This window comes from Streptomyces sp. NBC_00057 (assembly GCF_045041165.1).
Taxonomy (GTDB): domain Bacteria; phylum Actinomycetota; class Actinomycetes; order Streptomycetales; family Streptomycetaceae; genus Streptomyces.
This window is the reverse complement of the sequence record NZ_CP108256.1, coordinates 7,615,485-7,641,924: the sequence shown is the minus strand read 5'-3', so window position 1 is coordinate 7,641,924 and position 26,440 is coordinate 7,615,485. Positions and strand designations below refer to the sequence as shown.

At 67.9% G+C, this 26,440-nt stretch carries 28 protein-coding genes and 7 pseudogenes; 13 read left to right on the top strand and 22 right to left on the bottom strand.

Annotation, left to right across the window (positions count from 1 at the left end):
* Positions 1 to 94: 94 nt before the first annotated feature.
* On the bottom strand, positions 95 to 1,747 hold the full coding sequence (locus OG953_RS36065; RefSeq protein WP_405689486.1) for a serine/threonine protein kinase: 1,653 nt from the start codon (positions 1,745 to 1,747) through the stop codon (positions 95 to 97).
* Positions 1,748 to 1,920: 173 nt separating this feature from the next.
* Here OG953_RS36065 and OG953_RS36060 point away from each other — a divergent pair, with 173 nt between their 5' ends.
* Positions 1,921 to 2,097, top strand: a complete 177-nt coding sequence (locus OG953_RS36060) for a hypothetical protein (protein ID WP_405689484.1) — start codon at positions 1,921 to 1,923, stop codon at positions 2,095 to 2,097.
* Between the two features lie 16 nt (positions 2,098 to 2,113).
* Here OG953_RS36060 and OG953_RS36055 read toward each other — a convergent pair whose 3' ends face one another.
* Complete coding sequence (locus tag OG953_RS36055) at positions 2,114 to 2,269, bottom strand: hypothetical protein (RefSeq protein ID WP_405689482.1); 156 nt, start codon at positions 2,267 to 2,269, stop codon at positions 2,114 to 2,116.
* A 153-nt stretch (positions 2,270 to 2,422) separates the two neighbouring features.
* Between OG953_RS36055 and OG953_RS36050 the strand changes: the two genes are divergently transcribed.
* The gene (locus OG953_RS36050; protein ID WP_405689480.1) at positions 2,423 to 3,262 is read left to right on the top strand and encodes a hypothetical protein; all 840 of its coding nucleotides are present in this window, start codon (positions 2,423 to 2,425) and stop codon (positions 3,260 to 3,262) included.
* On the opposite strand, the gene OG953_RS36045 is transcribed toward OG953_RS36050, so the two are convergent.
* From OG953_RS36045 to OG953_RS36025, 5 genes and pseudogenes are all read right to left on the bottom strand, one after another.
* A complete protein-coding gene (locus tag OG953_RS36045; RefSeq protein WP_405689478.1) occupies positions 3,250 to 3,603 on the bottom strand; it encodes a hypothetical protein in 354 nt (117 codons plus the stop codon). The two genes, OG953_RS36050 and OG953_RS36045, sit on opposite strands and share 13 nt — an antisense overlap.
* A gap of 99 nt (positions 3,604 to 3,702) precedes the next feature.
* Positions 3,703 to 3,894, bottom strand: a pseudogene (locus tag OG953_RS36040) (aldo/keto reductase); the annotation flags it as partial.
* Between the two features lie 30 nt (positions 3,895 to 3,924).
* Positions 3,925 to 4,329 (bottom strand): hypothetical protein, encoded by a 405-nt coding sequence (locus OG953_RS36035; protein WP_405689476.1) that lies wholly within the window; start codon positions 4,327 to 4,329, stop codon positions 3,925 to 3,927.
* Positions 4,326 to 4,712: pseudogene (locus tag OG953_RS36030) on the bottom strand (IS5/IS1182 family transposase); the annotation flags it as partial. The pseudogene OG953_RS36030 and the gene OG953_RS36035, both read right to left, overlap by 4 nt.
* Before the next feature lie 225 nt (positions 4,713 to 4,937).
* Positions 4,938 to 5,426, bottom strand: coding sequence for a MarR family winged helix-turn-helix transcriptional regulator (locus tag OG953_RS36025; RefSeq protein ID WP_405689474.1), 489 nt, complete (start codon positions 5,424 to 5,426; stop codon positions 4,938 to 4,940).
* Between the two features lie 104 nt (positions 5,427 to 5,530).
* On the opposite strand from OG953_RS36025, the gene OG953_RS36020 reads away from it, so the two are divergent.
* From OG953_RS36020 to OG953_RS36010, 3 genes and pseudogenes are all read left to right on the top strand, one after another.
* A complete protein-coding gene (locus tag OG953_RS36020; protein ID WP_405689472.1) occupies positions 5,531 to 6,601 on the top strand; it encodes an ABC transporter permease in 1,071 nt (356 codons plus the stop codon).
* Between the two features lie 51 nt (positions 6,602 to 6,652).
* Complete coding sequence (locus OG953_RS36015; protein ID WP_405689470.1) at positions 6,653 to 7,417, top strand: pentapeptide repeat-containing protein; 765 nt, start codon at positions 6,653 to 6,655, stop codon at positions 7,415 to 7,417.
* A 547-nt stretch (positions 7,418 to 7,964) separates the two neighbouring features.
* Positions 7,965 to 8,417: pseudogene (locus tag OG953_RS36010) on the top strand (transposase); the annotation flags it as partial.
* A gap of 153 nt (positions 8,418 to 8,570) precedes the next feature.
* Here the strand turns inward: OG953_RS36010 and OG953_RS36005 are convergent.
* From OG953_RS36005 to OG953_RS35990, 4 genes and pseudogenes are all read right to left on the bottom strand, one after another.
* Positions 8,571 to 8,948: a nuclear transport factor 2 family protein gene (locus OG953_RS36005; protein WP_024757633.1), complete on the bottom strand. Its 378-nt coding sequence runs from the start codon at positions 8,946 to 8,948 to the stop codon at positions 8,571 to 8,573.
* A 280-nt stretch (positions 8,949 to 9,228) separates the two neighbouring features.
* Positions 9,229 to 9,828: pseudogene (locus tag OG953_RS36000) on the bottom strand (IS701 family transposase); the annotation flags it as partial.
* Positions 9,829 to 10,002: 174 nt separating this feature from the next.
* Positions 10,003 to 10,407, bottom strand: coding sequence for an NUDIX hydrolase (locus OG953_RS35995; RefSeq protein WP_405689468.1), 405 nt, complete (start codon positions 10,405 to 10,407; stop codon positions 10,003 to 10,005).
* 11 nt (positions 10,408 to 10,418) lie between these two features.
* Positions 10,419 to 11,648 carry a damage-control phosphatase ARMT1 family protein gene (locus tag OG953_RS35990; protein ID WP_405689466.1) on the bottom strand — a complete coding sequence of 410 codons (1,230 nt, stop codon included), beginning with the start codon at positions 11,646 to 11,648 and terminating at the stop codon, positions 10,419 to 10,421.
* A 238-nt stretch (positions 11,649 to 11,886) separates the two neighbouring features.
* On the opposite strand from OG953_RS35990, the gene OG953_RS35985 reads away from it, so the two are divergent.
* A complete protein-coding gene (locus OG953_RS35985) occupies positions 11,887 to 12,354 on the top strand; it encodes an NUDIX domain-containing protein (RefSeq protein WP_405689464.1) in 468 nt (155 codons plus the stop codon).
* 485 nt (positions 12,355 to 12,839) lie between these two features.
* The gene (locus OG953_RS35980; RefSeq protein ID WP_405689462.1) at positions 12,840 to 13,367 is read left to right on the top strand and encodes a helix-turn-helix domain-containing protein; all 528 of its coding nucleotides are present in this window, start codon (positions 12,840 to 12,842) and stop codon (positions 13,365 to 13,367) included.
* Positions 13,368 to 13,449: 82 nt separating this feature from the next.
* On the opposite strand, the gene OG953_RS35975 is transcribed toward OG953_RS35980, so the two are convergent.
* The 3 genes from OG953_RS35975 to OG953_RS35965 all read right to left on the bottom strand — a co-directional run bounded on the left by OG953_RS35975 (position 13,450) and on the right by OG953_RS35965 (position 14,893).
* Positions 13,450 to 14,112, bottom strand: a complete 663-nt coding sequence (locus OG953_RS35975; RefSeq protein ID WP_405689460.1) for a transposase — start codon at positions 14,110 to 14,112, stop codon at positions 13,450 to 13,452.
* A gap of 56 nt (positions 14,113 to 14,168) precedes the next feature.
* Positions 14,169 to 14,450 (bottom strand): hypothetical protein, encoded by a 282-nt coding sequence (locus OG953_RS35970; RefSeq protein ID WP_405689458.1) that lies wholly within the window; start codon positions 14,448 to 14,450, stop codon positions 14,169 to 14,171.
* A 62-nt stretch (positions 14,451 to 14,512) separates the two neighbouring features.
* Positions 14,513 to 14,893 carry a hypothetical protein gene (locus OG953_RS35965; RefSeq protein ID WP_405689456.1) on the bottom strand — a complete coding sequence of 127 codons (381 nt, stop codon included), beginning with the start codon at positions 14,891 to 14,893 and terminating at the stop codon, positions 14,513 to 14,515.
* Between the two features lie 320 nt (positions 14,894 to 15,213).
* Between OG953_RS35965 and OG953_RS35960 the strand changes: the two are divergent.
* Positions 15,214 to 15,869 (top strand): annotated as a pseudogene (locus tag OG953_RS35960) (alpha/beta hydrolase family protein); the annotation flags it as partial.
* 72 nt (positions 15,870 to 15,941) lie between these two features.
* Positions 15,942 to 16,418: a Rieske (2Fe-2S) protein gene (locus OG953_RS35955; protein WP_405689454.1), complete on the top strand. Its 477-nt coding sequence runs from the start codon at positions 15,942 to 15,944 to the stop codon at positions 16,416 to 16,418.
* Between the two features lie 31 nt (positions 16,419 to 16,449).
* On the opposite strand, the pseudogene OG953_RS35950 reads toward OG953_RS35955, so the two are convergent.
* Together OG953_RS35950 and OG953_RS35945 are read right to left on the bottom strand one after the other, a co-directional pair.
* Positions 16,450 to 17,441, bottom strand: a pseudogene (locus tag OG953_RS35950) (IS5 family transposase).
* A 100-nt stretch (positions 17,442 to 17,541) separates the two neighbouring features.
* Positions 17,542 to 18,189, bottom strand: coding sequence for a cysteine hydrolase (locus OG953_RS35945; RefSeq protein WP_405689452.1), 648 nt, complete (start codon positions 18,187 to 18,189; stop codon positions 17,542 to 17,544).
* A gap of 112 nt (positions 18,190 to 18,301) precedes the next feature.
* Here OG953_RS35945 and OG953_RS35940 point away from each other — a divergent pair, with 112 nt between their 5' ends.
* Complete coding sequence (locus OG953_RS35940) at positions 18,302 to 18,778, top strand: pyridoxamine 5'-phosphate oxidase family protein (protein WP_405689450.1); 477 nt, start codon at positions 18,302 to 18,304, stop codon at positions 18,776 to 18,778.
* A gap of 17 nt (positions 18,779 to 18,795) precedes the next feature.
* Here OG953_RS35940 and OG953_RS35935 read toward each other — a convergent pair.
* Positions 18,796 to 19,212, bottom strand: a pseudogene (locus tag OG953_RS35935) (LysR substrate-binding domain-containing protein); the annotation flags it as partial.
* Between OG953_RS35935 and OG953_RS35930 the strand changes: the two are divergent.
* A complete protein-coding gene (locus OG953_RS35930) occupies positions 19,200 to 20,198 on the top strand; it encodes a DMT family transporter (RefSeq protein ID WP_405689448.1) in 999 nt (332 codons plus the stop codon). The pseudogene OG953_RS35935 and the gene OG953_RS35930 overlap by 13 nt on opposite strands.
* Here OG953_RS35930 and OG953_RS35925 read toward each other — a convergent pair.
* Positions 20,189 to 21,520 carry an aminotransferase class I/II-fold pyridoxal phosphate-dependent enzyme gene (locus OG953_RS35925; protein ID WP_405689446.1) on the bottom strand — a complete coding sequence of 444 codons (1,332 nt, stop codon included), beginning with the start codon at positions 21,518 to 21,520 and terminating at the stop codon, positions 20,189 to 20,191. The two genes, OG953_RS35930 and OG953_RS35925, sit on opposite strands and share 10 nt — an antisense overlap.
* A gap of 35 nt (positions 21,521 to 21,555) precedes the next feature.
* Between OG953_RS35925 and OG953_RS35920 the strand changes: the two genes are divergently transcribed.
* Positions 21,556 to 22,251, top strand: coding sequence for a pyridoxamine 5'-phosphate oxidase family protein (locus OG953_RS35920; protein WP_405692260.1), 696 nt, complete (start codon positions 21,556 to 21,558; stop codon positions 22,249 to 22,251).
* Positions 22,252 to 22,306: 55 nt separating this feature from the next.
* Here OG953_RS35920 and OG953_RS35915 read toward each other — a convergent pair whose 3' ends face one another.
* The 3 genes from OG953_RS35915 to OG953_RS35905 form a co-directional block, all read right to left on the bottom strand.
* Positions 22,307 to 23,263, bottom strand: coding sequence for a DMT family transporter (locus OG953_RS35915; protein WP_405689444.1), 957 nt, complete (start codon positions 23,261 to 23,263; stop codon positions 22,307 to 22,309).
* 157 nt (positions 23,264 to 23,420) lie between these two features.
* A complete protein-coding gene (locus tag OG953_RS35910) occupies positions 23,421 to 24,449 on the bottom strand; it encodes an EamA family transporter (protein ID WP_405689442.1) in 1,029 nt (342 codons plus the stop codon).
* Between the two features lie 63 nt (positions 24,450 to 24,512).
* Positions 24,513 to 24,971, bottom strand: a complete 459-nt coding sequence (locus tag OG953_RS35905) for a nuclear transport factor 2 family protein (protein ID WP_405689440.1) — start codon at positions 24,969 to 24,971, stop codon at positions 24,513 to 24,515.
* 103 nt (positions 24,972 to 25,074) lie between these two features.
* On the opposite strand from OG953_RS35905, the gene OG953_RS35900 reads away from it, so the two are divergent.
* Entirely contained in the window at positions 25,075 to 25,641 is a 567-nt protein-coding gene (locus tag OG953_RS35900; RefSeq protein WP_405689438.1) for a TetR/AcrR family transcriptional regulator, read from the top strand.
* Positions 25,642 to 25,664: 23 nt separating this feature from the next.
* Here the strand turns inward: OG953_RS35900 and OG953_RS35895 are convergent, their stop codons facing one another.
* A complete protein-coding gene (locus tag OG953_RS35895) occupies positions 25,665 to 26,234 on the bottom strand; it encodes a Clp protease N-terminal domain-containing protein (RefSeq protein WP_405689436.1) in 570 nt (189 codons plus the stop codon).
* Between the last annotated feature and the right edge of the window lie 206 nt (positions 26,235 to 26,440).

The following is a 26,440-nucleotide window of genomic DNA, read 5'->3' as shown; positions in this document are numbered from 1 at the left end:
CGATCAGGTCGACATCACACATTCAAGTTCAGTAGCCGCTCAACAATCCCCACGATGAACGACAGCCTACCGAGTCCGCAAAATGAGATGACTTCTAAATGGGCCAGTGGTTCCACCACTTCATTAGCGCTCCTCTGTCCTTGCTCTTGGCCATGACGATGAAGTACTCATCATGTGCGCCGACGTAATAATCATTCGTAAACGTCCAAGTGATCGTGGAAAATTCCCATACATTCTTGTGTGTGAACACTTCACCAATCGGCTCTCCTTTCTTATTTTCCACCGGACCCCGGTACGGGAAGTCGCTCACGCTCAAGAGAGGGAGCGCGCTCGGGTCGTCTTTTTGCTCGCTTCGCGTTCCGTCATCCTGAACTTCCTTTTCCTCGCTTTTGACAAACGATTCGTATTCGTCTGAGCCCTTCGGAAATGAAGCGACAGTCACGGTGGTTTGGTTGGCTTCGGACTCCGAGATCATCATGCCTGGACCGTACTTTGGTTTGCATGAGAGCGTGGCTTTTGCCCCTTTGATCCGGTAGAGGCTTTTTGCGCTTTCGCAATCCATCAACCCTTTGTCGACGCGGTCCTTAAGGTTTATTTCGTCCTCCTCTTTACTGGGAGGCTTTTCTGTCGGGGATTCATGGGTAGTCGCTTCCCTGCTCGGCTTGTTGTCCGAGGCATGGTTTCCTTCGTCGGTGTTGCTGCTCCAGGGGCCAATCCAGACGATGAATGCTGCAATTCCTGCGACAGCAAGTACCGCTGAACCTGCGGCGAGCTGCTTTCTCGAAGTCCTGGCGGCAGGTGCCGGCGGTGCCGGCGGAGGCGGAACTGCGAGATTACCTGCCGGAATGGGCGAGTGCTTCGGTGCCGATACTGAAACCACAGTGAACTGCTCGGGCAGCCACCCGGCCTCGGGCAGCACCTCGGTCAGGCCGAGCCGGCTGCCCACCTCCCGGCACATGGCAACCACCTCAGTGGCTGTGGGGCGATCAGCGGGGTTCATCGCCAAGCAGCGGCCAAGCAGGGGCCGCAGCGGGGCCGGACAAGCGGTGAGGTCCGGTGCGGTGTCCTGAAGATAAGGAACAGCGGCGAATAATTCCTTCTCGAAGGGGTGGAGTCCCGTCGAGGCGACATGGACAGTCAATCCCAGGGAAAACACGTCGGCGGCCGACGTGGTCGGTGCGTTCCCCTTAATTTGTTCCGGAGCCATGAAGGCTGGGGTGCCGATGCGGGTGTTGGCGCCCGTCAGAGAATCTGAGTCGATAGCTCGTGCGATACCGAAGTCGATCACGGACAAGCCGTTTTGCGTCAGGACGACGTTGCCCGGCTTGAGGTCTCGATGAATGACGCGGGCGGCGTGGATGGTTTCCAGGGCGCTCGCAATGCCGGCCGCCACCCCCAGACATGTTCTGAGCGGGAGCGTGCCATGAGCGGAAATGGCCTGTGCCAGCGATACACCCGGAACGTACTCTGTGGCCAGCCAGGGCATAGGTCCTTCGGTATTGCTGTCCAATACGTTTGCGATATAGTGCCCCCGCACGCGCCGAGCAGCCTGTACTTCCTGTTCGAACCGCTGCCGAAAACGCGGGTCCATCGCAAGGTCCGGGCGCACTGTCTTGATGGCGACCGGTTGTCCCCCGCGCGTGGTCGACAGGTATACGGTTCCCATTCCGCCAGTTCCCAGCCGGCCCTGGAGTACGTACCCCGAGATAACATCCGGGTCCCCTTGAATCATCGGATGCACCACCATGCATTTCCCTCCCGATCTCGCCACGGCTGGACGCGCCACCCTATCCAGGGCAGGGCGTGAGCGTTCTCGTGTGACGAGACGTCACTCTACAGATTCGGAACGACAAATGTGGGTGGTCTACGACGCCTTCTGTCGTGACCGCTGGCCCGTGTACTGGCGCTATGGCGCAGTGAGTGCGGGATCCCTCCCCGTCGGCGTCGAGATCGCACTGGCAACGGGCGATCGGCAACCTCGCCGCCGCGAACCTCGACCAGCTCGCCGCCGTGAAGCGCAGCCTCAAGAAGACCCAGTACCGACCGCACCTCATCGACGGCTGCCTCATAGGCACCGGCCTGACCTTGACCAGCTGACACGATCAGGCCGACATCACACATTCAAGTTCAGTAGCTCCACGGGATCCTGATCCTCGTGTACCAGAAGACGGTAGCCGGAGAACCGCAACAGCCATGCCAGCGACTCCTCCAGCAGATAACCCCGCAACGCGGAATCCTTGACCATGCCCGCCCCTCGCCTCTCGTTCACTCCACGGCCCCTCGTGATCTTCTCACTTCACGCAAAAGCAACCGAACGTGAGGACAAAACCAGACGCAGACCGTCCCTCGTGGGCCCAGAGGAAGAAGAGTGGCAGGTGGAATCTCCCTCGAAGTACGACTGGGACTTGGTACGTTCGGGCGCATGACGCTGCGTTCGGTGGATCTACGCAAGGAACCCGTAGAAGAGGTACTGAACCGTGTGGAGCGATCGCTGGAGGTGCGCCTGGACCAGGAGCCGGTGGTGCGTAAGCGCCGCTCTCTGGGCGCGCGTACGGACCGCGGTACATGGGTGCGCATCGAGCGGCGCGGGCTCGACCGGATCGGGGTTCAGGGTGGGGATGGCACCGCGTCCGCCGAGGCCCTACTCGGGATCGCGAAACCGGCCTGGCTCGCCGGCGTCGCGTGGCGGGACGAGACGGAGCCGGTGATGTGGCGGGCCGACGAGACGGAGCTGCTGCCGGGGCCGCCGGTGGGCAGCGCAGTGGTGACGGAGGATCCGCAACTGTCCGAGGAGTGGTGGGCCGCGATGAACGCCTCCCTGGATGCCCTCGCCTCGCAGCACACCAACCGGTTCGCGACACCGGATACAGAGACCCTCACACAGGAGCTGGTCACGGGAACGATCCACAGTGTCTTCCCTGGCGGCGATACGGCCGTGGTCGAATGGCGTCCCGCCCATGCGGATTTCAACTGGGCGAATGTGACGGGGCCTGTGTTCTGCGTGTTCGACTGGGAGGACTGGGGCATGGCCCCGTGCGGCTTGGACGCGGCGAATCTGTGGGGCGCTTCCCTTGCCGTCCCGGCTCTGGCCGACCGCGTCCGCAGCGAGCGGCGCGCCGATCTGGAGAGCCGGGACGGCAAGCTGATGACGCTGTTCGTCGCTGCGAAGATCCTTGGCCCATACGCCGACCCGGACGATCCCCGGCTGGGGGCCGCCCGGGAGACGGCGGAGCGAGTGGTGAAGGAACTTCAGACGGGTTGACGGCGGGCCTGGAGGAGCTGCCGGTACTCCTGGACCACCTGGTCATCGACCTCGTATGCCAGGGCGTCGATCAGCTCCTGCAGGTGGTCGACGTTGTCCGTTCCGACCGCGACCGCGTCGACCCGGGGCAGGCCGTAGGCGGAGCGGAACGCCGCCTGGACCCTCGTGGCCGACAGGGCATCCCGCAGGAAGATCCGCGGGTCGAACTTCCCCCACACCGCCGCGGTCGTACTGCCGCCGAAGGGGCTCATGCCCCACACCTCCGACGGCCGCCACCGCGTCACGATGGCCTCGGCCGCTTCGAGGACGTCGACACCCACCAGCAGCCCTGACCGGACCATGAGGACATCAGGGCGGGGTGCGCCGAAGTCCACAAGCGGGCGCGGATCCCAACTCGATACACCACACCCCCCGCACAACCCCGCCTGCGCAGCGCCAGCCAGGACCGCGCACGCCTGCGCCAGCATCTCGGCGTCGGGGTGGGAGTGCTCGGGGTTGTGGAGGAGCACTGTGTCCGGTTCCCGTCCCAGGTCCTTCGCAGCCTGCTCGACTCCGGCGCGCAGCCGGGCGGGGGCGAGGGAGTGTTCCCCAGGGAAGTACCCGACCTTGGTGGAGACCGAGAATTTCGGCAGGAGATCGCCGGCCTGCGTCTTCAGAGGGCGTTAAGTCCGTTTCTGGTAGCGGCCGCGTCCGGGTTGCTCGAGGAATCCCTGACGGGCGAGTCGTCCCAGGTGGGAGCGGGTGACGTTGATCGAGGGCTCGTCGGTGGGTAGGCCGAGGTGCTCGTGCAGATCGTGGACGCGGAACACCTTGCCGGGGTGCTCGTTGAGCGCGGTCACGATGCGCTGGTAGACGGTGGCGGTGGTGGTCTGCGCGGGGGCCGGTTCGTGGTCGGGTGGGGTGAGGCCGTCGATGACCTTGCGGGTGGCGGTGAGCTCGGCCAGGCGGGCTTCGGTCTCGGCGAGGGCGGTGGTGAGCCGCTCGATCTGCTCGCGCAGGTTGTCGGCTCGTGCGGCGGTCTCATCGTGTTCGGTCTGCAGCAGCCGCAGGAGTTCGCAGACGTTCACGCGGCCAGCTCCACGTCGTCACGCCATGTGGGGGTAGGGGTGGTGAGGCGGCGGAGCATGCCGGCGGTGGAGGCCCAGTAGACGCGGGAGGCCGCGTTGTCGGGCCGGTGGTCGTAGTCGCGGGCGAGGCGCCGGTGCAGCATGAGGGTGCCGTTGACCTGCTCGACCACCCATCGTTTCGGTTGCGGGACGAAGCCTTTGCCCTTGTCGTCGGGGTTGCGGCGGACCGCCTCGACGGTGATGTCCTTCACCGCCCCGTGGATGATCACGGCGTCTTTGAAGCCCTGGTCGACGAGGACTTTTTCCAGGCGCATCCCGCATCGTTCGGCCGCCTGGTCCAGCAGGGCGATACCGGCCTCGTTGTCGTGCGCGCTCGCGGCGAGGGGGCTCGTGGCCGGTCAGGCTTCATGCCTTTGGACGAGATCGCATCCGACGAGATCGTTAGTGACCAGCGGCGGCAGGTGGCATTCAGCCTCCCGGCCCGGCTGTAGAAGTTCGAAGCCCCGCACATGGGTGACCCGTGCGGTGAGGCGTGTAGAGGCTCGCGGTCTGTTGCACCGAGTAGCCGGTCAGCAAGGCAGACGGGTACCACTTGGAAGCATGCGCCCTTACTCTGGGTGACCGCTCGACTGGGGGTCAGTGCCGCTGGAGGTGTCTGGCGGCGCCTCGCTCAGGGCGCTGTTGAGCGTTTTCAGTGCGGCGATCACCGCGTCGACCTCCGTGTCGGAGAGTGCGGGGAGGATCTGTCGCAGAGTCGGTTCCGCGTCCCGGTTCCTGGCTTCCCGGGCCTGGGCGCGGGCATGGTCGGCGATCTTGGCGACAGTGCGGCGCCGGTCGGCGGGGTCGGCTCCCAGTTCGACCAGGCCCCGCTTGTGCAGCGCCGCCACCACGGTGGATACCCGACTCTGGGCGAAGCCGGTGCGCCGGGCGATGGCACCCACCGGCTGCGGACCGGCGGTGTAGAGCTGCTCCAGCACCAGCAGCTCGGTCGACCCCAGGTCGGAGGCGTCCTTCATCGCCGACGTCGCGGCAGCGGTGAGCCGCCGGCCGAGATGGTGCAGCTCAGCAAGGTCTAGGGAACTGGTCGGCGATGCCACGTACATCCTCCTCAGGAACATCTCCCATGATACATCTCCCATGATGCATCATGGGAGATGCATCTTGGTGGGCGCATTTGCCCCGAGACGCCCTAGGAGGAGACATGACCCGACCGATAGCCCGAGTGCTGCTGTTCCCGCTCGCCATGGCCGCACTGCTGGTCGGCATCTACACCGCCGCCATGCATGCCCCGGCCCCGCACCACCTGAAGATCACGATCGCCGGACCATCTGCGCAGACGGAACCACTGGCCGCTTCCCTGCGCGGGGCTCTGGGCGACGCGTATGACGTCAGCACCGTCACCTCCACCGAACAGGCCCGGCAGCTGGTAGCGCACCGGACCGTGGCCGCCGCCTACGTCCCCACGCCGACTCCCGGTGACCGCAGCGCCGGTACGGCGGGCATCGCCTTCGCCCAACCGCAGCACCCAGACGGCCCCGTGCTCTACATCGCCTCAGCCGCCGGTGCCGCCCAAGTCAACCTGGCCGCCCTGCCGTTCCAGAACGCCGCCGTCCAGCAGCACCAGTTCCTCCAGGTCCGCGACCTGGTCCCGCTCAGCGCCCACGACACCAGCGACACCAGCACCCTGTACGCCGCGATCGGCCTGACCCTCGCGGGCTACCTGTCAGCCGTCATGCTCTCCACCGTGTTCGGCACCGCCCTCACCCTCAAGCGCACGGTGGCCACGCTCGCCGCCTTCGGCGCCGTCGCCGCAGCCGCCGTCTGGCTCATCACCGGCCCCCTCCTGGGCGCCATGCACGGCTTCGCCCCCGCCATCCTCGTCACCGGCTGGCTCACCGTCATGGCCGTTGGCATGGCCACCTTGCTCCTGTCCCGCTTCTGCGGGCGCATGACCGCGTTGCCCGCCGTCGGGATCTTCATGTTCCTCGGCATGCCCGCCTCCGGAGCCGCCCTGCCCATCGAGACCATGCCCGCACCCATCCGCGCCCTGCATGACCTGCTGCCGATGACCTCAACATCCGGCAGCCTGCGCCAGATCATGTACTTCGCCGGCGACGGCATCGGCCGCTACTGGCTCGCCCTCACCCTGTGGGCCGTCACCTGCCTCGCCCTGACGCTCACCTACGACGCCATCAAGGCCCGCCACACCGCCCACCGCAACAACACAGACACCCTGCCCCGGCAGACCGCCGAGCCCATCCCCTCCCGCTGATCGCACCCCCAGCACACATCCACCGCCACACCCCAGAACGAGGACGAACCCGTGACCGAAGCACCACCGCCGTTCAACGACCACAACACCGACCCAGCCGGTCCGCCAGGCGACCCACTGACCCTGCTCGCCACCGAAACCGAACTGACCGGTCTCGACTTCACCGGCCTGGACCTGCGCCCAGCCCTGCGCCGCGATTCGCACCCCCGGACATTCACGCGCTGCACCTTCACCGAAGCCAACCTACGCGGCGCCCAACTCGCCGAGGCCGTCTTCACCGACTGCACCGCCGTGACAGCCGACTTCACCGGCGCCCTACTCGATCAGGCCCACTGGAAGGGCGGCAGCGCCGCCGGCGCCAACTTCACCGACGCCGACTGCGGCGACCTCACCTGCGACAGCGTCGACCTGGCCAACACCAAATGGGGCGGCGCCATGCTCACCGACGCCACCTTCACCGGATGCCGCATGATCGGCGCCCGCCTCACCGGCCACCGCGGACTCGGCCTCAACCTCACCCGCTGCAACCTGGCCGTCGCCAACCTCAACGGCCTGAGCCTGCGCGGCACCCACCTCGTCGGCATCCGCTTCACCGAAGCCGACCTCGGCGGCGCCGACTTCCGCGACTCCACCCTCGAAGACTGCCGACTCGCCGACGCCAACCTACGGGCCGCCACCTTCACCGACGCCGACCTACGCGGCGCCGACCTCGGCGAACTCACCCTCGCCACCGCCGCCCAGTTCCGCGGCGCGGTCATCTCCCCTGACCAGGCCGCCCAAATCTGCGCCGCCCTCGGCCTGAACGTCATCGGCTGATCCCCAATGGCAAGACAGGCACTGGCCTCCCCGGCGATCACAGAACGTCGCGACTCCATGATCGCCAAGACCTGTGCTGTTTTGCTGTCGGGATACCACCACCGTGCCTATCTGCGCGGCCTCTTAATCAGTTATGACGGGCGACCAGAAGATTGACCGACGGAGTCGACATGAGCCCCATGACGGGCAGGAGCACGAGAGTCGCATCCAGCCTTCCTGGCTATAGATGCAACGATCATCAGACAGTCGGGACACCCGCAGGCAAGTCCGTACGAGCGATCGAGTCGCCACTCTTAATCAGCAGTTACGGGGCGTCCCGGAAGGCCGGCCGACGGAGTCGTGAAGAGCCCTTTGATGGGCAGGCTGCTACGAGTCGCATCCGGCCTTCCTGGCCGGACGCGGAGTTTACCGCCCGACCGGGTGCCCACCTGCACGCCCGTACTGTAGCGATCCTGATCGCAGCTCTTAATTAGCAGCGAGGGCGAGCAGCGGCACCGGCGTCCCGGGGCTGCCGCTCATGCCCGATCGAGCCTGCTTGAAGCGTACGGGCTGCTACTCGGTCGGCGACGACATGTTGTGGGGCGTCAACCGCCGCAAGAAAGGCGCCGCGAACACGCTGGCCGCGCTCAAGTCGATCCGCGCCGCCCGGCCCGACGGCGCCCCCATCTACGTGATCCTGGACAACCTGTCCGCCCACAAAGGCACCGACATCCGCCGCTGGGCTACAAAGCACAAGGTCGAGCTGTGCTTCACCCCGACCTACGCCTCTTGGGCCAACCCCATCGAGGCCCACTTCGGACCGCTGAGGCAGTTCACCATCGCCAACTCCAACCACCCCAACCACACCGTGCAGACACGAGCCCTGCACGCCTATCTACGCTGGCGCAACGCCAACGCCCGCCACCGCGACGTCCTGGCCGCCGAACGCAAGGAACGCGCACGCATCCGAAGCGAGAAGGGCATCCGTTGGGGCGGACGCCCCCTCAACACCGCAGCCTGACCAACCGCGAACTTACACAGCCACAGCGCATCATCGGTCCGCTCGTGGCCAAGCGCGGACGACCGAAGCGTTGTGAAGATGATCTCGGCTGGGCAGACCCGGAGCCCCGAACGGGGCCGGTTCAGGAGAAGGACGGCGCCAGAGGCGAATGACTCAAGAGGCGGACGGCTCGATCTCCCCCGCGAAGACGATGACCTGGTCGATGAGGCTCCGCCGCAGATGGACGACGTCCGTTCCCGCCAGGCGGGGGCCTCCATCCGGCGTCGTGAAGACCCACTGGTACCGGGCCCACTCGTCCGGCATGTCCACCGCCGAACAGCGCACCATCGTGCCGGTCCCCGCGGGGTGGCGCCGGATGTCCAGCACGAACCGCTCGACCGCCTCGATCCCCTCACTGCGGCCCAACGGTCCCCAGAAGACCACGTCCGAGGTTAGGGCCTGGGAGAGCAGCGCAGTCACATAGCTGTCGTCCGAGGCGTTGAACGCGGAGATGAACGTGTCGATCGCGGACCGCGCGGTCTCTTCCTGCATGCACCAGTAATACCAGAGTCGCCTCGCGGACCGCGCTCGTCCCGTGAGCCGTCTCCCGACCACGGTAAACCATCCCGGTCACAGCACTAGCGGCCCCCGGTCGCTCGTCGTCCCCGCTGATCCAGGCCAGGGTGGGAGGAGCACCTGGGTCTTTTGCTGATCACGCTGGGCTGGCGGGTTCTCCAAAGTGTGACTTGGGACTACAGGTTCGAGTTCACCTTGGTGACGTTCGCGGCTTGTGGCCCTCGTGGCCCGTCCACGATGTCGAGCTCGACTGACTGTCCGCGGTGACCCAGCCGACGGGCAGGGGCGAGGTGAGAGCCCGCAGGATGATGGCCCGCGCCAGTTCGCCCTTGGTGGCGAACACGCGGTCGTCGGGGACGCCGGCGGCCCGGCAGCGTTCGCGGTCCTCGGTCCAGGACTTGGGCAGGTAGAGCTCGCGGTCGACCAGAGTGTGGCCGCGGAAGGTGGCGTAGGCGGCGAAGACCCCGATCTGGCAATTCTCGGTGCGGCCTGCGGTGCCGGAATACTGGCGCTGGACACCGGCGGAGGTAGTGCCCTTCTTCACGAAGCCTGTGTCGTCGATGATCAGCACGCCGTTGTCCGCGCCGAGGTACTCGGCGACGTAGGGGTGCAGGTCGTCGCGGACCTCGTCGGCCTCCCATCGGCTCCGGGACAGGAGGTGCTGCAGCGCGTCGGGGGTGGCGTGACCTGCGTATTCGGCGAGCTGCCAGCCGTTCTTGCGGACCACCGGACCAAGGAGCCCACGGACGTAGTCCCGCACCCGGCGCCGAGATTCCACGCGGGCAAAACGTCTTCCGATCCGCAAGAGCAGCTCAGCAAGTCCCTCTTCCCACACGCCCGTTGGTTCATCACTCATGCGAGCGAGCTGCCCGGAACGTTGCCACGACAAGCAGCGCGGCCACGCGTTCGTGGGACGGCCCGGCAAAGACCGCCCCACCCCTATTCCAGCCCGCTACACTCCCCACACCCAAGGCGCTGACCAGCGCTAAAGAAGTCCGGCTGGAGTACTAGGGAGCTGACCCATGGGTGCTCACGAGAGCAGAGCCTCGTCGAGGTAGTTTTGCACTGGTTCGAATAGCCCATACGGAACGTACTGCGGGATTTGGCCGTGAGTGGCCCACGCCAGTTCGGCGAGCTCTTCGACGCTCGCGACAAACGCCGTGCCGCTGAGGGGTCGGCATGCGATGTAGTGAATCTCCCGGCCCGTCACAGGGTGAACCCGTTGTCCCAGCACACTGGTCGGGGTCACCAGGAGCCCCGTCTCCTCCTGGGTTTCACGCACTGCAGCCTCTTCGGGAGCTTCGCCAGGCTCGATCTTCCCTGCCGGGAACTGCCACGAGAGTACGCCTTCCGCGACTCGTCGCCGCACGAGCAAGACTCGCTCGTGCTGAACAACGATGGCAGCGGCGACTGCTGTCTGAGTCTCTATCGTCACGGGCATTCCCCCTACCGTCGCACCTGAATCAGCGCGTGAGTTCCACTAGTACGCCAGGCAGCTCCGGACCGTTCGAGAGCGTCCAGCATTCCCTGCTCAAGGCCGACGATGACGTCGGACTTCAGGGTCCGCAGCGCCGCGACGGCCCCCGGGAAGTACGCGGCGAGATCGGCGAAGGGCACCGTGGGGTGCCACAGCTGGTCGCCCACCAGGCGACGGTAGTTGAGGTCGCCCTTCAGGATGGTGAGCGTGGCGCTCGCGAACTCGCCGCGAAGGTTCTCGGGCATCTCCTCGTACGGCAGCGGAGCGCAGAAGAACGGGTGGGTGCGGACCTCCAGGCTTCCTGCCGTCATGGCCTTCCACAGTCGGCCGCCGATCCGGCCGGCTTCGCCGGGCGCCTCGGTGAGGCGATGGAGGCAGTCGACGACGTCAGCCGTCATCGCGTCGGAGACGTAGTAGGGGTAGGGCTTGACGTGAAGCACGACCCGTTCGGCATGCCGGTGTTCGAGGAGGTGGTCGATGAGGAGCAGATCCGGGATGAGCTCTCGTCCAGCGTTGTCCGCCACAACGGCGACTGTGGAGGACGCTCCGGCGGGCAGGAGCTGCCACACCACCGCGCTGTCATCGGCCACCAGCGCGGAGGCAGCGGCGTCACCGATCGCCGGCTCCCCCGCCGAGACGCGGAAGCCGAGATCCGCACGGTTGCCCCACAACGAGGCGTGGAGCAGGGCCGTGGCCCGCTCGTCGGCCGGAGCGCTCGCGAGAGCGTCCAGGGCCAGTAGCTCCTCCTTGACCGCGTCGCCTCGCAGTTCGGCCTGCTTGAACGGCGCGAACGGATCGACTCCCTGCCACGGCCCGGTACCGAAGTACTCGACCGCGCCGAGCAGCCTGCGATAGAAGTAGCTCTCTGCCCACAGGAACGGGGCGTCGTACCACGAGCGCCCGAAGTACTCCTGCCCCCAGTCCGCCCAGCGGACATGGTCGTGTTCCGCAGGGGCAATCGGTTTGACGACGCCGTTGGTGATCTCATCCAGCAGGGCGTCGAGGGCCCCGTGCTGTCGACGTCCGTACGGGAAGGCGTCTCGTACCTGCTGGATGAGGGAAGGGTGGCGCTTGGCCAGCACACCCCAAGAGAACGAGCCGGGCTCGTTGCTCAGGATGACCGGCGCGCTGGCCGCGGCGGCCGGCCCGGAGCCGCGAACGGCCTTTTCGCCCGAGGCGCGGGAGGTCTTCTCTGTCATGGTGTCCACTCCCGTTTCTTCTCGCTCGTCACGGCGAGTCCTCCCTGAACAGCATGCCGAAACGCCCAGCGTAGCCAGTCGTGTTCGGCAGTGGTGCGGCATTGCTGCAGCACTCGGACGACACACCCTGCCCTCGGCCTGCACCATGCTGAGTCCCCCTGAGCCGGAGATGCCCACCGCCACCAGGCGGGCCTCCGCCCGTTCTCTCCTATATCCACGATCAGAAGGAGCCAACGGCATGACCGACATCATCAAACGCAACGCCCGCGCCATCCTCCTCGACGGCGACGAGCTGGTCCTGATCAAGCGCACCAAGCCGGGCAGGGAGCCGTACTGGGTGTCGGTCGGCGGCGGGGTCGAGGAGGACGACACGACCATCGAGGCGGCCCTGCACCGCGAGGTATTCGAGGAGCTGGGCGGCAAGCTGCAACGTGCCGAGCTCGTCCACCTGATCACCGACGAGCTGGAGGGCGGCATCGGAGTTCAACACATCTTCGCCGCGCGCCTGGAGTCGATGAACCTGACCGCACGCACGGGTACGGAGTTCACCAAGCCGGAGCGGGGCGGGTACGAGGTGGTCCGGGTTCCGTTCACCGCCGAGGCCGTCCGGGGGCTGAACCTGATGCCACCAGAGCTGGCCGACTTCATCACGGCGAACAGGGACGCGATCGTCTCCGTCCTCGACACCCCGATCCGCGAGGGATAGCGCGCACATCCTTGGCTTCGTCAGCCTCAACAGCCGACCAGCATGGGCAAGACAACCCATCTCGTGCGGCCGGCCGATGGGTGTGGCGATTTGCCGCAGCTGGGCGCTGTCGCCATGAGCCGCCGACGCCCCAGGAGCCATCCATGCACGGATCGGGCACAGTCGCGACGCCGAGTCTTCCCTGTCTCCGGCAACGGTCGGCCGCACGAATGGACGCATATTAATCAGACAAGCGCGCAGACTGCTTCGAAGCGAAGCAACATAGCGCAGGATCGCCGGTTAGCCAAACCGGCGATGCTGCGCATCATTGATGGTCCACCGCCACTACCTGTCCGTAAGTCGAAAGGCGTCGCCAAGACCAGCATCTATCCAACTCGCCGCGCATCGTCGGCGCTTCACACTGCCGCATAGCTCGTGAGGAACAGGCCCCGGTCGCGCTCCAGATCTTTCGAGACACGCAGTTGGACCGCTAATTCACTGTCGCCGTGGTGGCCGAGTCTTGTCACGTCCTGGGTAGAACCGACAGCGAGTTCGATCTGGATGGCCTGCACATCGGCATCGACCTCAGCACACGATGCGGCGTTTCCCCGCTCACACCTGCTGGTCTGATCAGTTGCTGGCCCGACTCCGCGGTCCACTTACCCGCCATAGCGTTAGAGCCAGATGTTTCCCGCAGACTCAGCACCAATCGGCTGCGCGCAAGCAGCGTCGCCTTGAAAGGGATCGAAGAAGCCGAAATGCACACGCAGAGCAACGAGTTGCAGGGCACGCAATACAGCCCTACGCGCATCCGTGCCACCTGGGACGGAACGGGGAGCGTGGAGGACGCTTCCAAGGCGTTGGGGTTCTCCAGGGCGAAGGGCTACGACCTGGTTCGTCGCGGGGAGTTTCCGTGCCGCGTGCTACGCGTCGGCCGTACCACGCGTGTCGTCACCGCCTCCTTGCTCCGCGTGCTCGAAAGCGGAGAGCCGGAGTACAACGGCGCCCGCAGGACACCATCGACGCCGGCGTAGTCCACCGGGCACAGAAGCCCCGCCGGTATCCCGGCGGGGCTTCCTTGTCGCACGCGCTCTCACAACAGCCCCTATGACTGGGTTACGACTGTATGGCCCTGACCAGGTGGAATACCTCACGGGCGGCGTAGCGTTTGAGGCACCGGATGATCTCGCGGCGGGTCTTACCCTCCTTGAGTCGGCGTTCGCAGTACTCCTGGGTGCGTGGATCGCAGCGCAAGCGGGTCTGCACAATCCGGTGCAGGGCGGCGTTGGCCTGCCGGTCGCCGCCGCGGTTGAGGCGACGGTATTGCCGGGTGCCCGAGGAACGCTCGACCGGGCTGACTCCGCACAGCGCAGCAAACGATGCCTCACTGCCGAGGCGCTCCGGGTTGTCCCCCATAGTGATCAGCAGAGTGGCGGCAGTGTCCGGGCCGATGCCCACCACAGCAAGCAGCTGCGGGACGTGGCGTTCCGCGAGCCGGGCCAAGCGGCGTTCCAGGTCCTGGATCTGTTCGGTGAGTTGCTCGATCCGGTGGGCCAGCAAGCGCAGGGTGGTGCGGGTGGCCTGCAGCACCGTCTCCTCCTCGCCCTCGTCGTTCTTGCTGTCGTCAGCGAACCGTGCACAGGTACGGAAAAGCTCCGGGTTGTTCAGCCCGGCCAGCTCTTCCCGCAGGTCCGGGTGGGCGGTGATGAGGACGGCCTTGAGCTGGTTGATCGCCTGGGTGCGGGCCTTGACCGCCGACCCCTTGGTGAGTTTGTACATCTGGGCTATCTGTACGGGGCCGTCGCCTGTTTTGGCCCGGGCGCGTGCCCGCCCGCTCAGTACCGCCCGGGCGGCGTTCTGGGCATCGAGGGGGTCCGACTTGCCTCGGAGACGACCAGACTCTCCAGGCGGGCACCATCCGCGCCCGGCTGGTCATCGAGGACGAGCACTCCACGATCACCACGGTGGAGGCGGACACCCACTTCGATCTGGACGACTACCAGCAGGGGTACGGCGACGGCGTACAGGAGCCGCTGCGCGAACTTTTGGTGGACGAGGTGTTCAGCAACGAGGACGAGGAGCAGCTGGACCGGACCCTCCTCTTCGCTTCCGCGCAAACGACGCGACAGCTCGCTGACCCCGCATCGTCACTGCACGGGAAACCCCGGAGACGTATCGCCTACGAACACAGCTCCGCCACGACTCGGCTGCGGAGAAGCTCATACTCCTCACGGAGCCGCACGATCTCCGCAGGCCGTTCAATCACAACTCTGCCGACGACTGTCTCATCGGGGCCGAACTGCTCGCGGGTGAGATCGATTTCGATCCCCATGCCCAGACGGTTCCACCAGTGGTAGTCCACTCGCTCGCCATTGACATGAACCTCACCGCGGATCAGGTCACCGCCCAACAGGTCGTGCACCACCAGGGCGGTGACACCGCACTGGTCACGCGCCGGATTGTCCGGGGTCCAGTTCGGACGGTGATCCGGCGTCGTGGTGTCCGCGCCCCAACCGCCGCGAATGGCCCGCTCAAGGTCGTTGAAGTTCCTCAGTGTCATACCGCTCAGCCTTGCAGATGCCTCTGACAGTCACGCGCAATGCGTGGCCTCCCCGTAGCCCGGCCCGTGCCTGGGCAAGGGCCGGTCGGTCCGGATTCCGCCTGTCATGGTGTCTCCATCACTCCCCCATTCGGCTCCACGGCTGACGACGCGCTCGACAACACCCGGTGACTCCCCCGGCAGTTCGCCCGCACCCTCCGCTGCTCGCTCGGAGTGCCCCGACAGTTCGCCGTCTCACCGGACGGCGCCCGGGTGCTCCTCGTACGGACCACGTCCGGCACGGGTCAGGTCAGCCGGCTCCGGCTGTACGAGGACGGTGACGTGAGCTGCGCGGCAGGCCGTATCTGCCGTCGTGGCACCGGCCGGGGGACGCCCAGTTGCCCGTACTGCTCAACCCGTTCGCGGGCCACGGCATGCGAATCATTCTGAAGGTGCGTATCCGGTGGGTCGCGGTCGCCCAGTGGTTCGCCGAACAGATTTTCGCGGTGCTGGTCACGGATGGCCGCGGCACTCCGGGGCGTGGGAAAGCCTGGGAGAAATCGGTATACGGAGACCGGCTGACGGCCGTTCCGGAGGACCGGACCGACGCGCTGCACGCGGCTGCCGCCGTGCTGCGTCACCCGGAGGTCTTCCACGCGGCGGTCGCCTGTGCTGCGCCGACCGACGGCTCTACGACACCCATTGAGAGGAACGGCTTCTCGGCCATCCGGATGTATTTCCGGAGAACTGCGACCGCAGTTCACTGCACTCGGAGGCGGCCGGGCTGACACGCCCGCTCATGCTGGTGCACGGACTTGCCGATGACAATGTGGCCGTCGCCCACATGCTGCGGTTCTCCGCCGCGCTGCTGGCCGCGGGCCGGTCGCACACGGTTCTGCCGTTGTCCGGGTCCGGCCATCTGGTCACCCGGGAGGAGACGGTCAGCAATCTGTTGCTGCTGGAGCGGGACTTCCTCAAGAAGTCCCTGGGGCGTTGAACGCGGGCGTTCCGCTGCGCGTACCCCTGGTAGGACACCGAAGTCATGAACATCGCGGAAGGGAAAGTCAGCATGAGCGCATCGCAGGACCACGAGGTCCGTCCCGGGCGTCGGGCCGTTGTCGCAGCGGTCGGGGCCGTCTCGGTGGCTGCCGTACTCACCGCGTGCGGCAACCAGAAGGACTCGGGCGGTTCGGATGCGGTCGACGCAGGCGGTTCGCATGCGGTCGAGCCGACCAGTGACGGATCCGACGGCGGCGGACCTGCTCTGGCCAAGACCGCCGACATTCCGGAGGGCGGCGGAATGATCTTCGCCGACCAGGACGTCGTGGTGACCCAGCCCAAGGCCGGCGAGTTCAAGGCGTTCTCGTCGAAGTGCACCCACCAGGGATGCGCGGTGTCGAGCGTGTCGGACGGAACCATCAACTGCCCCTGTCACGGAAGCAAGTTCGATGTGGCGACGGGCAGTGTGGCGGCGGGTCCGGCCACCCAGCCGCTGCCCGCCCGGCCGATCACGGTCGAGGGCGACTCGATCACGCTCGTGTCCTAGGGCGTGTGTGAGGTCGTGATCATCGGGTCGTCTATGTGAGGTCGTTGATCCAGATCATGGAGGCCCGGAGGTGGAGGCCGGCGTCGTAGCTCTCGGGGCTCTTGTCGTAGCGGGTGGCGATGCCTCGCCAGGCTTTCAGTTTGTTGATCATGCGCTCGACGGTGTTGCGGTCCTTGTAGAGATCCGCGTCGTGGGTGACGGGCCGGCCGCCCCTGCTGCCTCTGTTCTTGCGGTGGGTGGACTGGTCCTTCTTCTCCGGGATGACGGCCTTGATGCCGCGTCTGCGCAGGTAGGCGCGGTTGGCGCGGGAGGAGTAGGCCTTGTCCCCGGCCACGGCGGCGGGCCGGGTGCGCGGGCGGCCGACGGGTAGCCGGACGCGGACCTTTTGCAGGACGGGGACGAACTGCGGGCTGTCGGCGGCCTGTCCGGCGGTCACCACGATCGACAGCGGCCGACACCTGCGGTCGGAGGCGAGATGGATCTTGCAGGTCAGGCCGCCTCTGGATCTGCCGAGCAGGGCCTGTTTCAGGCGGGCTCTGCGTCTGCGCCGGACGCGTCGCCGTTCTTCCCGCCCGGGGTCGTCTCCGTCGTCCTGTCCGTTCTGTTCCTCGCGGCCGCCCCCTTTTGCCGGGCCTGCTCCTGTTCGCGCACGGCTTCCTCCAGGGCCTCCATGACCTCGGGACCGATGCGCATCCCCGCGGCGTCGTGATGCGCGCGGGCGGTCGTGGAATCCACGCTGACCAGCGACAGGTCCGTCTTCCCCTGCCGGGCGGCCTCAGCGATCAGCCCTTCCAGCAGCGCGGTGAACACCCCCGCGTCCCGCCATACCCGGAAACGGCCGTAGACGGTGGGCCAGGGGCCGAACTCCTCGGGCATCTCCCGCCACTGAGCGCCGGACCGGAAGCGCCAGATCACTCCCTCGAACTGGTCACGCAGCCTCACCGGGTAAGGGCCGTACTCGCCGATCGGCAGGTACGGCTCGATGAGTTCCCACTGGTCATCGCTCAACTGTCGGCGCGTCACACCGTCGTCCTATCGCGATCCACCCCGGCGCGGCAGCAGAATACGAATACTGATCACGACCTCACACACGCCCTAGGGCCGTTCCGGCCTGATCCGCCGATCAGGCCCTGGCCCGCCCTCGGCTCCGCCAGCAGCCGAGTACGTCATCGGTGGTCGTGATGGTGGCGACGAGGGCGAGTGTGTTGCGGATCATCGCGGGGGTGTAGTCGGCCGGCACCCCCGCGATGGCGTCGGACGGCACCACCGCCGTATATCCGAGATTCACCGCGTCGAACACGGCGTTGGGGATGGCGACATTGGCCGAGACCCCGGTGACGACGAGCGTCCGGCAGCCGAGGTTGCGGAGCAGTGCGTCCACATCCGTGCCGGCGATGGGCGAAAGACCGTGCAGTCTGCGCACGACGAGGTCTTCGTCCGCCACCTCGATGGGCGCGGCGATCCGTACCGCCGCGGTGCCCGAGTGCTGTTGTACGGGCAACCGGCCGGCGGCCCGGAAGAGGCGGGCGTTGTCGTTGGCGCCCCGCCCGTCGGGACGTCGTTCGGCCACCGCGTGCAGTACCTGGATCCCGGCCTCGTGGGCGGCTGCGACCAGTCGGGCGACGCGGTGAAGGGCGCCGGAGGACCTGACCTCCTCGGCCAATTCGGGCAGTGCGCTGCCCGGGCCCACGACGCCCTGCTGGCATTCAACCGTCAGAAGCACGGTGGTGGCCGGATCGAGCTGCTCGGCGAGCTGTTCCTTCGACGGCACGGCTGTCCCTTTCGGTGGCGGATCGGGCGCGCGAGGTTAACCGCCATTGCGTGATGAGGGAAGAGGCCCCATGATCTCTGACACAGAGTCAGCTATCGGGAGGGGGCGTCCCATGGCCGCCATTCAGCGACGGGGCCGTCGGATCATGATGACGGACGCGGAACGCGACACCTATCTCGCCGAGCAGCGCACCTGCCGGGTCGCCACCGTTTCCGCGGACGGCCGCCCGCATATCGGCGCACTCTGGTTCGCCTGGGACGGCACCTCGATCTGGCTGTACTCGATCACCCGCAGCCTGCGCTGGTCCCAGCTGCGCGAGGACCCGAGGATCGCGGTGGTCGTGGACGACGGGGTGGAGTACGCGGATCTGCGCGGCATCGAACTCTCCGGCGCGGCCGTCCCTGTGGGCGAGGCACCCCGTACCGGCGAACCGTGCCCGGAACTCGACGTGCCAGAACGGCTGTTCACGGCGAAGTACTTCGGGATGGACGCCATGCCGCACGACGGCCGGCACGCCTGGCTGCGGCTCACCCCTCAGTCCATCACCTCCTGGGACTTCCGCAAGCTCGCAGGACCGTCCGCGACCTGAGGACACCCTTTCCCGTCCTACGACGACGGCACATCCAGCCCCCGACCGGCCATCCGCAGCGCCGCCACCGCCGCCCTGATCGACGGACGCCGGTCCGCGTCGGTCCGCCACACGGCATGGACGTGCCGTCGCATCTTCTGCCGTACGGGCACGAGCCGCACTCCGTCGGGTACCGGTCCTCGGCCCAGCCGCGGCGCCACACAGACCCCCATCCCTGCGGCGATCAGGGCGAGTTGGGTGTGGTGCTCGCCCGCCAGATGCGCGATGCGCGGTTCGATGCCCTTCGAGCGCAGAGTGAACATCAGCCAGTCGTAGCAGAATTCACCCTCCGGCCATGAAACCCATTCGTCGTCGGCGAACTCCTCCAGGTCCACCTCCGCCCGGTCCGCGAGCCGATGACCGGCCGGCATCGCAATGTCCGGTGCGTCCGAGAACCACTCCTCCCGCCAAGCCCTCCGCCCCTGCCCTACCGGCCGGGACGACCGCTCCGGCTCCGGTCCCGGCGCCTGCCGCGCGCCGGGCGCCGGACTGGCGCATCCGGTTCGGGACGCTCTCGCTGATCTGGGGGTTCAGCTTCCTTCTGATCAAGGTCGGTACCGAGGGGTATGCCCCGTTCCAGGTCACTCTCGGCCGCCTCCTGTCGGGCACGGCGGTGCTTGCCGTCGCGATGGCGGTACGGCGTGAGCGGCTGCCGCGCGGCGCCCGCACGTGGGGACACCTGGCCGTCGCCGCGTTCTTCCTGAACGCACTGCCGTTCTCGCTCTTCGCGTATGCCGAGCTGAGTATCCCGTCGACGCTGGCCGGAATCTGCAATGCGACCTCGCCCCTGTGGGGCATGGCACTTTCACTCGTCGCACTCTCCGAGGACCGGCCGACCCGTCGCCGCGTCGCCGGACTCGGGCTCGGATTCCTCGGTGTGCTTACCGTGCTGGGCGCCTGGCAGGGCTTCTCCGGGCTGGACTTCAGCGGTACGGCCATGGCCCTGCTCGCTTCCCTCAGCTATCCGGTCGGCTGGATCTACGTCCGCAGGACGCTGGCAGGCAGCAGTTCGTCCACGCTCGCCCTGACCGGCAGCCAGCTCTTTCTCGGCACCGTTCAGATCGCCCTGGTGACCCCTCTGTTCACATCGGCTCCCGATGGATTCCCGCTGCTCCCGACACTTGCCGTGGTCGCCCTGGGGGCGCTCGGCACGGGCCTCGCGGTGCTGATGCAGTACGGCCTGGTGGCAGAGGTCGGACCGACGACCGCACAGATGGTGACCTACTTCATTCCGGTGATCGCCACCGCGGCCGGAGTCGTCGTGCTCGGCGAGCAGCTGAGCTGGAACACTCCGGTCGGCGCGCTCGTGGTCCTGGCCGGTGCCGCTCTCACCCAGAACAGGGTCCGCAGCGGCAAGGCCAGGACCGAGGCTCAGCCGTAGTTCAGCGGTTTCGCCGGTCCCGCCGCTGCCGCCACCGCATCGGCCAGCGGCCCGATGTCGGCCCCGGTCAGCGGTGAGATGGTGAGCCGGATCCCCTGGGGCGCGGTCACCCGGAATCGCGCCCCGGGCGCCACCGCCCAGCCTGTGTGCAGCAGCCGCGCCACCGCACCGGTCTCGTCACTGACCGGTACCCATACGTTCATGCCACTGCGTCCGTGCGCCTCCACGCCCCGCTCCTCCAGTGCCTTCACGAGCGCGTCCCGCCGCTCTGCGTACGCCCCTGCCACCTCGCCCGAGTCGACCGCACCCGAGGACCACAGGTGCACCACGGCCCGTTGCAGCAGTCTGCTGACCCAGCCGGGGCCCAGCCGTTGCCGGCCCGACACCCGGTCGACCGTGACCGGGTCGCCGGTCAGCACGGCGACCCGCAGATCCGGTCCGTACGCCTTGGCCACGGACCGCACGAATGCCCACCGGTCCGTGGCACCCGCCAGCGGGTACAGCGGCAGATCGACGATGGCGTGCCCGTGGTCGTCCTCGATCAGGAGGACGCCGCGGTGTCCGGCAAGAACACCCCGCAGCTCAAAGGCGCGCCCGGCGCTGATCGCGGCCCCGGTCGGATTCTGCGCGCGGTCGGTGACCACGAGGGCGCGGGCACCGGCGTTCAGCGCGTGCTCGACGGCATCGGGCAGCGGTCCCTCGTCGTCGAGCGCGACGGGCACTGGGCGCAGCCCGAGCGCCGGTACGAGATCCAGCAAGCTGCCCCACCCCGGGTCCTCGATGGCCACCGCGTCACCGGGCTTGAGATGCGCGACCAGGACGCGCTCGATCGCATCCAGCGATCCGGAGGTCGCGACCACGGATCCGGCCGGCACTCCGTCGGCATCCAGTGCGGCGCGGGCGAGCGCGGCGAACTCCGGGTCCACCGGTGCCTGTCCGTACATCCCGGGCCGCCGCGCGTACTCGCCCGCGGCCGCCGCGAACGCCTCCCCCAGCGCGGGCAGCAGCGCCTGATCAGGGTTCCCCTCCCCCAGGTCCCGCACCCCGGGCGGCGCCTCGACCCGGAGCGAACCGCGCGCCGTACTCGCGGGTCGCGGCCGCACCCTGCTGCCCCGGCGCCCGGCCGTCTCGATCACTCCGCGCTCGCGGAGCGTGCGGTAGGCGGCCGCCACCGTATTGGGATTCACCCCCAGCTGGTCCGCCAACTCCCGCATGGGCGGCAGCACTTGTCCGGGCGTGAGCTCTCCCGAACCGACCCCGCGCTCCACACTGGCGGCAATTTCCGCTGCACGCCGCCCGACGATCCGATATTCTCCTAGCACAAACAAGATTATGCACTAGTGCAATGGAGTACGCAATGCCGGACACCGCACCGCCGCAGACCACGGGCCCGGACGCCGCGGCCGGATACCAGCCGACCGAGCGCACCGCCCCGACCCGTTCCCGCGATCGCGCGGCGTACGACCGGGAACTGGTCCACTCGATACTCGACGAGGCGTACGTCTGCCATCTCGGCTTCGTCCGTGACGGCTCACCGGTCGTTCTGCCGACGCTCTTCGGCCGGGTCGGCGAGCGGCTCTACGTACACGGCTCGACCGGCTCCCGGCCGCTGCGGGAGGCCGGCCGGACCGATCCCGGCCTGCCCGTCTGCCTGACGGTGACGCATGTCGACGGGCTGGTGCTCGCCCGTTCCGCCTTCCACCACTCGATCAACTACCGCTCCGTGGTGGTCCACGGCATCGCGCGCACGGTCACCGACCCGCAGGAGCGGCGGGCCGCTCTCGACGCGATCGTCGACCACGTGGTGCCGGGCCGGTCCGCGGACTCGCGGCCCGCCGACGAAAAGGAGCTGGCCGCGACAGCGGTCATCCGTCTGGACCTCCAGGAGGTCTCAGCCAAGATCCGCACCGGTGGCCCCAACGACGAACCCCGCGACCTCGAGCTGCCCCACTGGGCGGGCGTCGTCCCGCTCGCCCACGGCTACGCGGCGCCGCTCCCCTCGAACGACCTCGATCCCGCCATCGGAGTGCCGGACTACATCGCCGCGCTCTGACCCCTCCCGGGGTGGCCGAGCCCGCCGCCGGGTACCCGCCCGGCCACCCCGTCGGTCAGGCCGGTACGGCCGCCCGGCGGCGGGCGTGCGCGGCGCTGCGCGCCTCGGCGAACGCCAGCCCCGCCACGGCCGCGAGGAGCAGCAGTGTCCCGACGACGGTGGCCGCGGTGAGCTGTTCGCGGAGCACCACCACGGCGATGACCGCCGCACTGACCGGTTCGAGCAGCATGATCACGGACACCGTCGCGGCACGCACCGCCGCGGCGCCCGCGAAGTAGAGCGCATAGGCGAGCGCGGTCGGTACCGCCGCCACGTACACCAGCAGCGTCACGACCTGCGCGACCTGAACGGTATGCGGTACGAGCCCTTCGGCCGCAGCCATCGGCAGCAGTCCGACGGCTCCGATCCCGAATGCCCATGCGCTGGTGGCGAGCGAGTCGGCGGCGCCGCCGTCGCGGCCGAGCCATCGGGTCAGCAGGGTGATCGTCGCGTAGCCGGCCGCGGAGAGCAGTGCCAGGGCGACTCCGGCGGGGCGCACGGTGGCCCCGTCGCCGCCGAGCACCAGTACGGCGAGCCCTGCCAGCGCGCCCACCACCGCGGTGAGGCCGCCGCGGCCCAGCCGCTCCCCCATGGTCAGCCGTGCACCGACCGCGATGAGCACGGGGCCCGCTCCAAGGGTGACGACGGTCCCGACCGCGAGACCGGTCGCCTCGACGGCCGCGAAGTACGCGCTCTGGAAGACGGTGAGACCGACGCCGGTCCCCAGGACGCGCAGCAGCCGACGGCGGCGCGGTTCGGCGGGGACGGCCGCGCGTCGGGGCCGTAGCGCCAGCGCGGCGAGCAGCAGCACGAGGCCGCCCAGGCAGCGCCAGAACGACAGGGCGAGCGGGCCCAGATCGCTGACCTCGAAGATCAGCGAAGCGGCGGCCCCGGCAGTGCCCCAGGCAACACCGGCGACGATCAGATAGAAGAGGCTCCGCCCGACGGGCAGGCCGGTAGCAGGGTTCGACACGTGACTTCTCCGGATGAGGACAGGACGGTGGTCGCTCGGCTCCATACACGGGCAGCGACGAACCGCTCGGGACTGCCCGAGCCCGGTCTTCGTCAGGAGTGGCCGCCCGCGCTAGGCGGCAGGCGGCGGAAGTACGGTCGAATGCATGATCGGCACACTACGTCGCAGTACGACCCGCGGACAACTCCTCCTCGGCAGCGGCACGGCCTTCGTCCGATCCCGCAGTGCGCCCCTCGCCCCGTCCGGATGCGACGGGACCGGAGGACGTCTTCGGTGTCGCCGACTGGGCGATGAAGGCACCGATCAGCACCATGGAACCGCCGATGAGCTGCGGCGCCGACAGGTGCTCGCCGAGCATCACCCAGGCGAGCACGGTGGCGATGACCGCCTCCAGACAGGCGACGACACCCGCCACCGCGGGTGAGAGCAGCCGCACCGAGATCACCCCGGTGACGTAGGCGATCACCGTCGATATCAGCACGATCCAGACGAGCAGCAGCCAGGCGGGTACATCCATGCCGTCCATGCCCGCGCTGCCGCCCAGAACCGACCAGTCCATGCCCCAGGGCCGTGCGACCACGGTGAGGACGACCGTGCCGATCAGCAGCCCGTACGCGATGACACCGACCGGATGCGGAGGTTCGACTCCTTCCGCGCTGTCCGCGCTGCCCTGGTCCGACAGGACGAAGTAGCCGACCTGACAGCAGGCGGCGCCGAGCGCGAGCAGCAGCCCGACCATGTCGAAGCTCAGCCCCGACCAGATCTCGACCACGCAGGTGAGTCCCCCGACGGCGAGCATCACACCGACCGCGGCACCCCGGGTGACCGGTCGGCGCTGGACGAAGCGGACCCAGCCGAGGACGAGCGCGGGCGCCAAATACTCGACGAGAAGAGCGACTCCGACGGGGACACGGGAGATCGCAGCGAAGTAGAAGGCCTGCACACCGGCCACGGCGAGCAGCCCGAACCCCAGCAGCAGGATTGGCCGGCTGCGCACGAGAACCCGGTGGCGCCAGGCGACGGGCAGCATGACAAGGGCGGCACCCGCCACCCGTAGCCACACCACATGGAGCGGATCGAGTCCTGCCTCGATCAACGGCTTGGCCGCCACCCCTGAACCGCCGAATGCGAACGCCGAGGCCAGGGCAAGTCCCAGGCTGGCGCTTCTCCCCTGAGACGCGTGCATCGGCACATCATGACAGCTGTGGTCAGTAGCGTCACCCCTGTGACCCCTGACGTGCGCTCTCCGTCAGACGCTCGGCTCCACCGCAGCTTTCGCCATCAGCTCGCCCAGCCCGGCGACGGCCAGTCCATCCATGTAGTCACGGACCCGCACGATCAGTCCGTCATGGACGCGGACGATCAGCACACCGGGCACGGTGAAGGTGCCACTCCCGGTCGGCAGTGCGCCGACCACGACGTGCTCGCCAATGATCACTTCCGGATCGGCGGTCTCGTGGATCTCCAGGTCCTCGATGGCCTCCACCCGGACGGGGCTCGCGCCCCAGGCCGCCCGGTATCCGGCACGCACCTCCTCGCGCCCCTCATAGCGCGAGGGGAACCCGGGGGAGGAGAACGGGAACTCATGCACCGCGTCCGCGGCGTACAGGTCGGCTAGGTCGTCCGCGGACTTGTCGAGCATGGCCTGGTGGTAGCGGCCCAGCACCTCGCGGGGCGTACAGGCCGAGGGCTTCTGCAGACCTGACACGGAACTCACTCCATCCACTACTCACTCCGTTCACTCAACGGATGTTGACCCAATCAACGTACGAGCCCGCCAAGGCTTCGGTCAACGGCTGTAGAGTGAAATCGTGACCGTCCCTCACATCTCTCGCGCCGACCGCCGCCGAGCCACCGAGGCGCGCATCCTCGACAGCGCCCGTGAGTTGTTCGCCGAGCGGGGCTTCGATCGCACCACCATCCGTGCCGTGGCAGCCACGGCAGGCGTCGATCCGGCTCTGGTCATGCAGTACTTCAGGTCGAAACGCGAGTTGTTCACCCATGCCGTGCAGGCATCCCCCGCGCCACCGACCGACACCGACGGCGACGCGCTGGTGGATCAACTGATCGCCACGCTCGGCCTCAAGCTCGGTGGCCTTCCCGACGGCACGCTGGCGATGATGCGCTCCATGCTCACCGATCCGGCCGCAGCCGATCACACCCGCGCGAGCCTCGACCGGCAGATCAGCAGCATCGGCGCGGCGCTGCCGGATGTCGAGGACCCCGAGCTGCGCGCCGCACTGGTCATCACCACCATGGTCGGCGTCACCATCGGCCACCAGCTCCTCGGCCTCGACGCCCTCCGCGACGCTCCCGCCGAGCGCATCGCCACCCTGCTCCGCCCGGCCTTCAAAGCCCTGACCGAACCGCCACGCTGAATCGGCGCCCGCACGTCAGGCCGTCAGCCCCCGGCTCCCCGCCACCCCTGGCCGGACGCCCCCACGATCCGGGCCGCAAGCTGCTCCGCGTCGACGCCGGCCCGCTGCAGCACCTCGACGGCCCGGCACTCGTGGTCCGAGGCCAGTGCCGCCAGCAGATCGAGCCCTCCGACCCGCACGTCGCCGCGCAGCTCCGCCCGCTCACGGGCTTCGGCCATCGCCGAAGCGGCCGAGGGCGACCAGCCCTCCACCCCCGTCTCCCGCACCGCGGAATCCGGGTCCTCGACAACCGGGACAGCACGGGAGTCCTCCACCGCACCCTGCCAGCGCAGCCCGTATCCGATACTGCGCTGGACGAGATAGCCGAGCACCTTGGCCAGTTGGGGTCCGCCCTCGAAGGCCGCCCGCACCTCGGGCTCCGATTCGATGAGGGAGTGCAGCAGATGTGCGGTGTCGATCTGCCGGTCGCCGTCGCGCAGTGCGCGCCTTCGGGCACCCGTCACCACGGCGGCCAGCTCCACAGTGAGTCTGGCGTCGAACTCAGCACGGTTCGGTGCGGGCTGCTGAGGGATCCGCGGCGTCCGGTTTTGCACACCTCTTACCCCATCAGTCCCACCGCGCCGAAGCATCGCCGGAGGGGCCCATTTAGGCATCCCACGCAAGTTGGGCACACCCGAGCGGCTCCTCCTCCTTACGGATGAGATCTCGCCATTCTCGGATCCGATCCGGGAAAACGGCGCGCGCCGCCTTGCACCGCACCCCCGGAGCAACCGCGAGCCTCCCCCGTACGTCCCACAGG

What these genes read in the sequence shown, in the direction of transcription:
- OG953_RS36065 (WP_405689486.1), bottom strand. Translation starts at nt 1,747, where the DNA reads ATGGTGGTGCATCCGATGATTCAAGGGGACCCGGATGTTATCTCGGGG.
- OG953_RS36050 (WP_405689480.1), top strand. Translation starts at nt 2,423, where the DNA reads ATGACGCTGCGTTCGGTGGATCTACGCAAGGAACCCGTAGAAGAGGTA.
- OG953_RS36045 (WP_405689478.1), bottom strand. Translation starts at nt 3,603, where the DNA reads ATGGTCCGGTCAGGGCTGCTGGTGGGTGTCGACGTCCTCGAAGCGGCC.
- OG953_RS36020 (WP_405689472.1), top strand. Translation starts at nt 5,531, where the DNA reads ATGACCCGACCGATAGCCCGAGTGCTGCTGTTCCCGCTCGCCATGGCC.
- OG953_RS36005 (WP_024757633.1), bottom strand. Translation starts at nt 8,948, where the DNA reads ATGCAGGAAGAGACCGCGCGGTCCGCGATCGACACGTTCATCTCCGCG.
- OG953_RS35990 (WP_405689466.1), bottom strand. Translation starts at nt 11,648, where the DNA reads ATGACAGAGAAGACCTCCCGCGCCTCGGGCGAAAAGGCCGTTCGCGGC.
- OG953_RS35985 (WP_405689464.1), top strand. Translation starts at nt 11,887, where the DNA reads ATGACCGACATCATCAAACGCAACGCCCGCGCCATCCTCCTCGACGGC.
- OG953_RS35975 (WP_405689460.1), bottom strand. Translation starts at nt 14,112, where the DNA reads ATGTACAAACTCACCAAGGGGTCGGCGGTCAAGGCCCGCACCCAGGCG.
- OG953_RS35965 (WP_405689456.1), bottom strand. Translation starts at nt 14,893, where the DNA reads ATGACACTGAGGAACTTCAACGACCTTGAGCGGGCCATTCGCGGCGGT.
- OG953_RS35955 (WP_405689454.1), top strand. Translation starts at nt 15,942, where the DNA reads ATGAGCGCATCGCAGGACCACGAGGTCCGTCCCGGGCGTCGGGCCGTT.
- OG953_RS35940 (WP_405689450.1), top strand. Translation starts at nt 18,302, where the DNA reads ATGGCCGCCATTCAGCGACGGGGCCGTCGGATCATGATGACGGACGCG.
- OG953_RS35920 (WP_405692260.1), top strand. Translation starts at nt 21,556, where the DNA reads ATGCCGGACACCGCACCGCCGCAGACCACGGGCCCGGACGCCGCGGCC.
- OG953_RS35910 (WP_405689442.1), bottom strand. Translation starts at nt 24,449, where the DNA reads ATGCACGCGTCTCAGGGGAGAAGCGCCAGCCTGGGACTTGCCCTGGCC.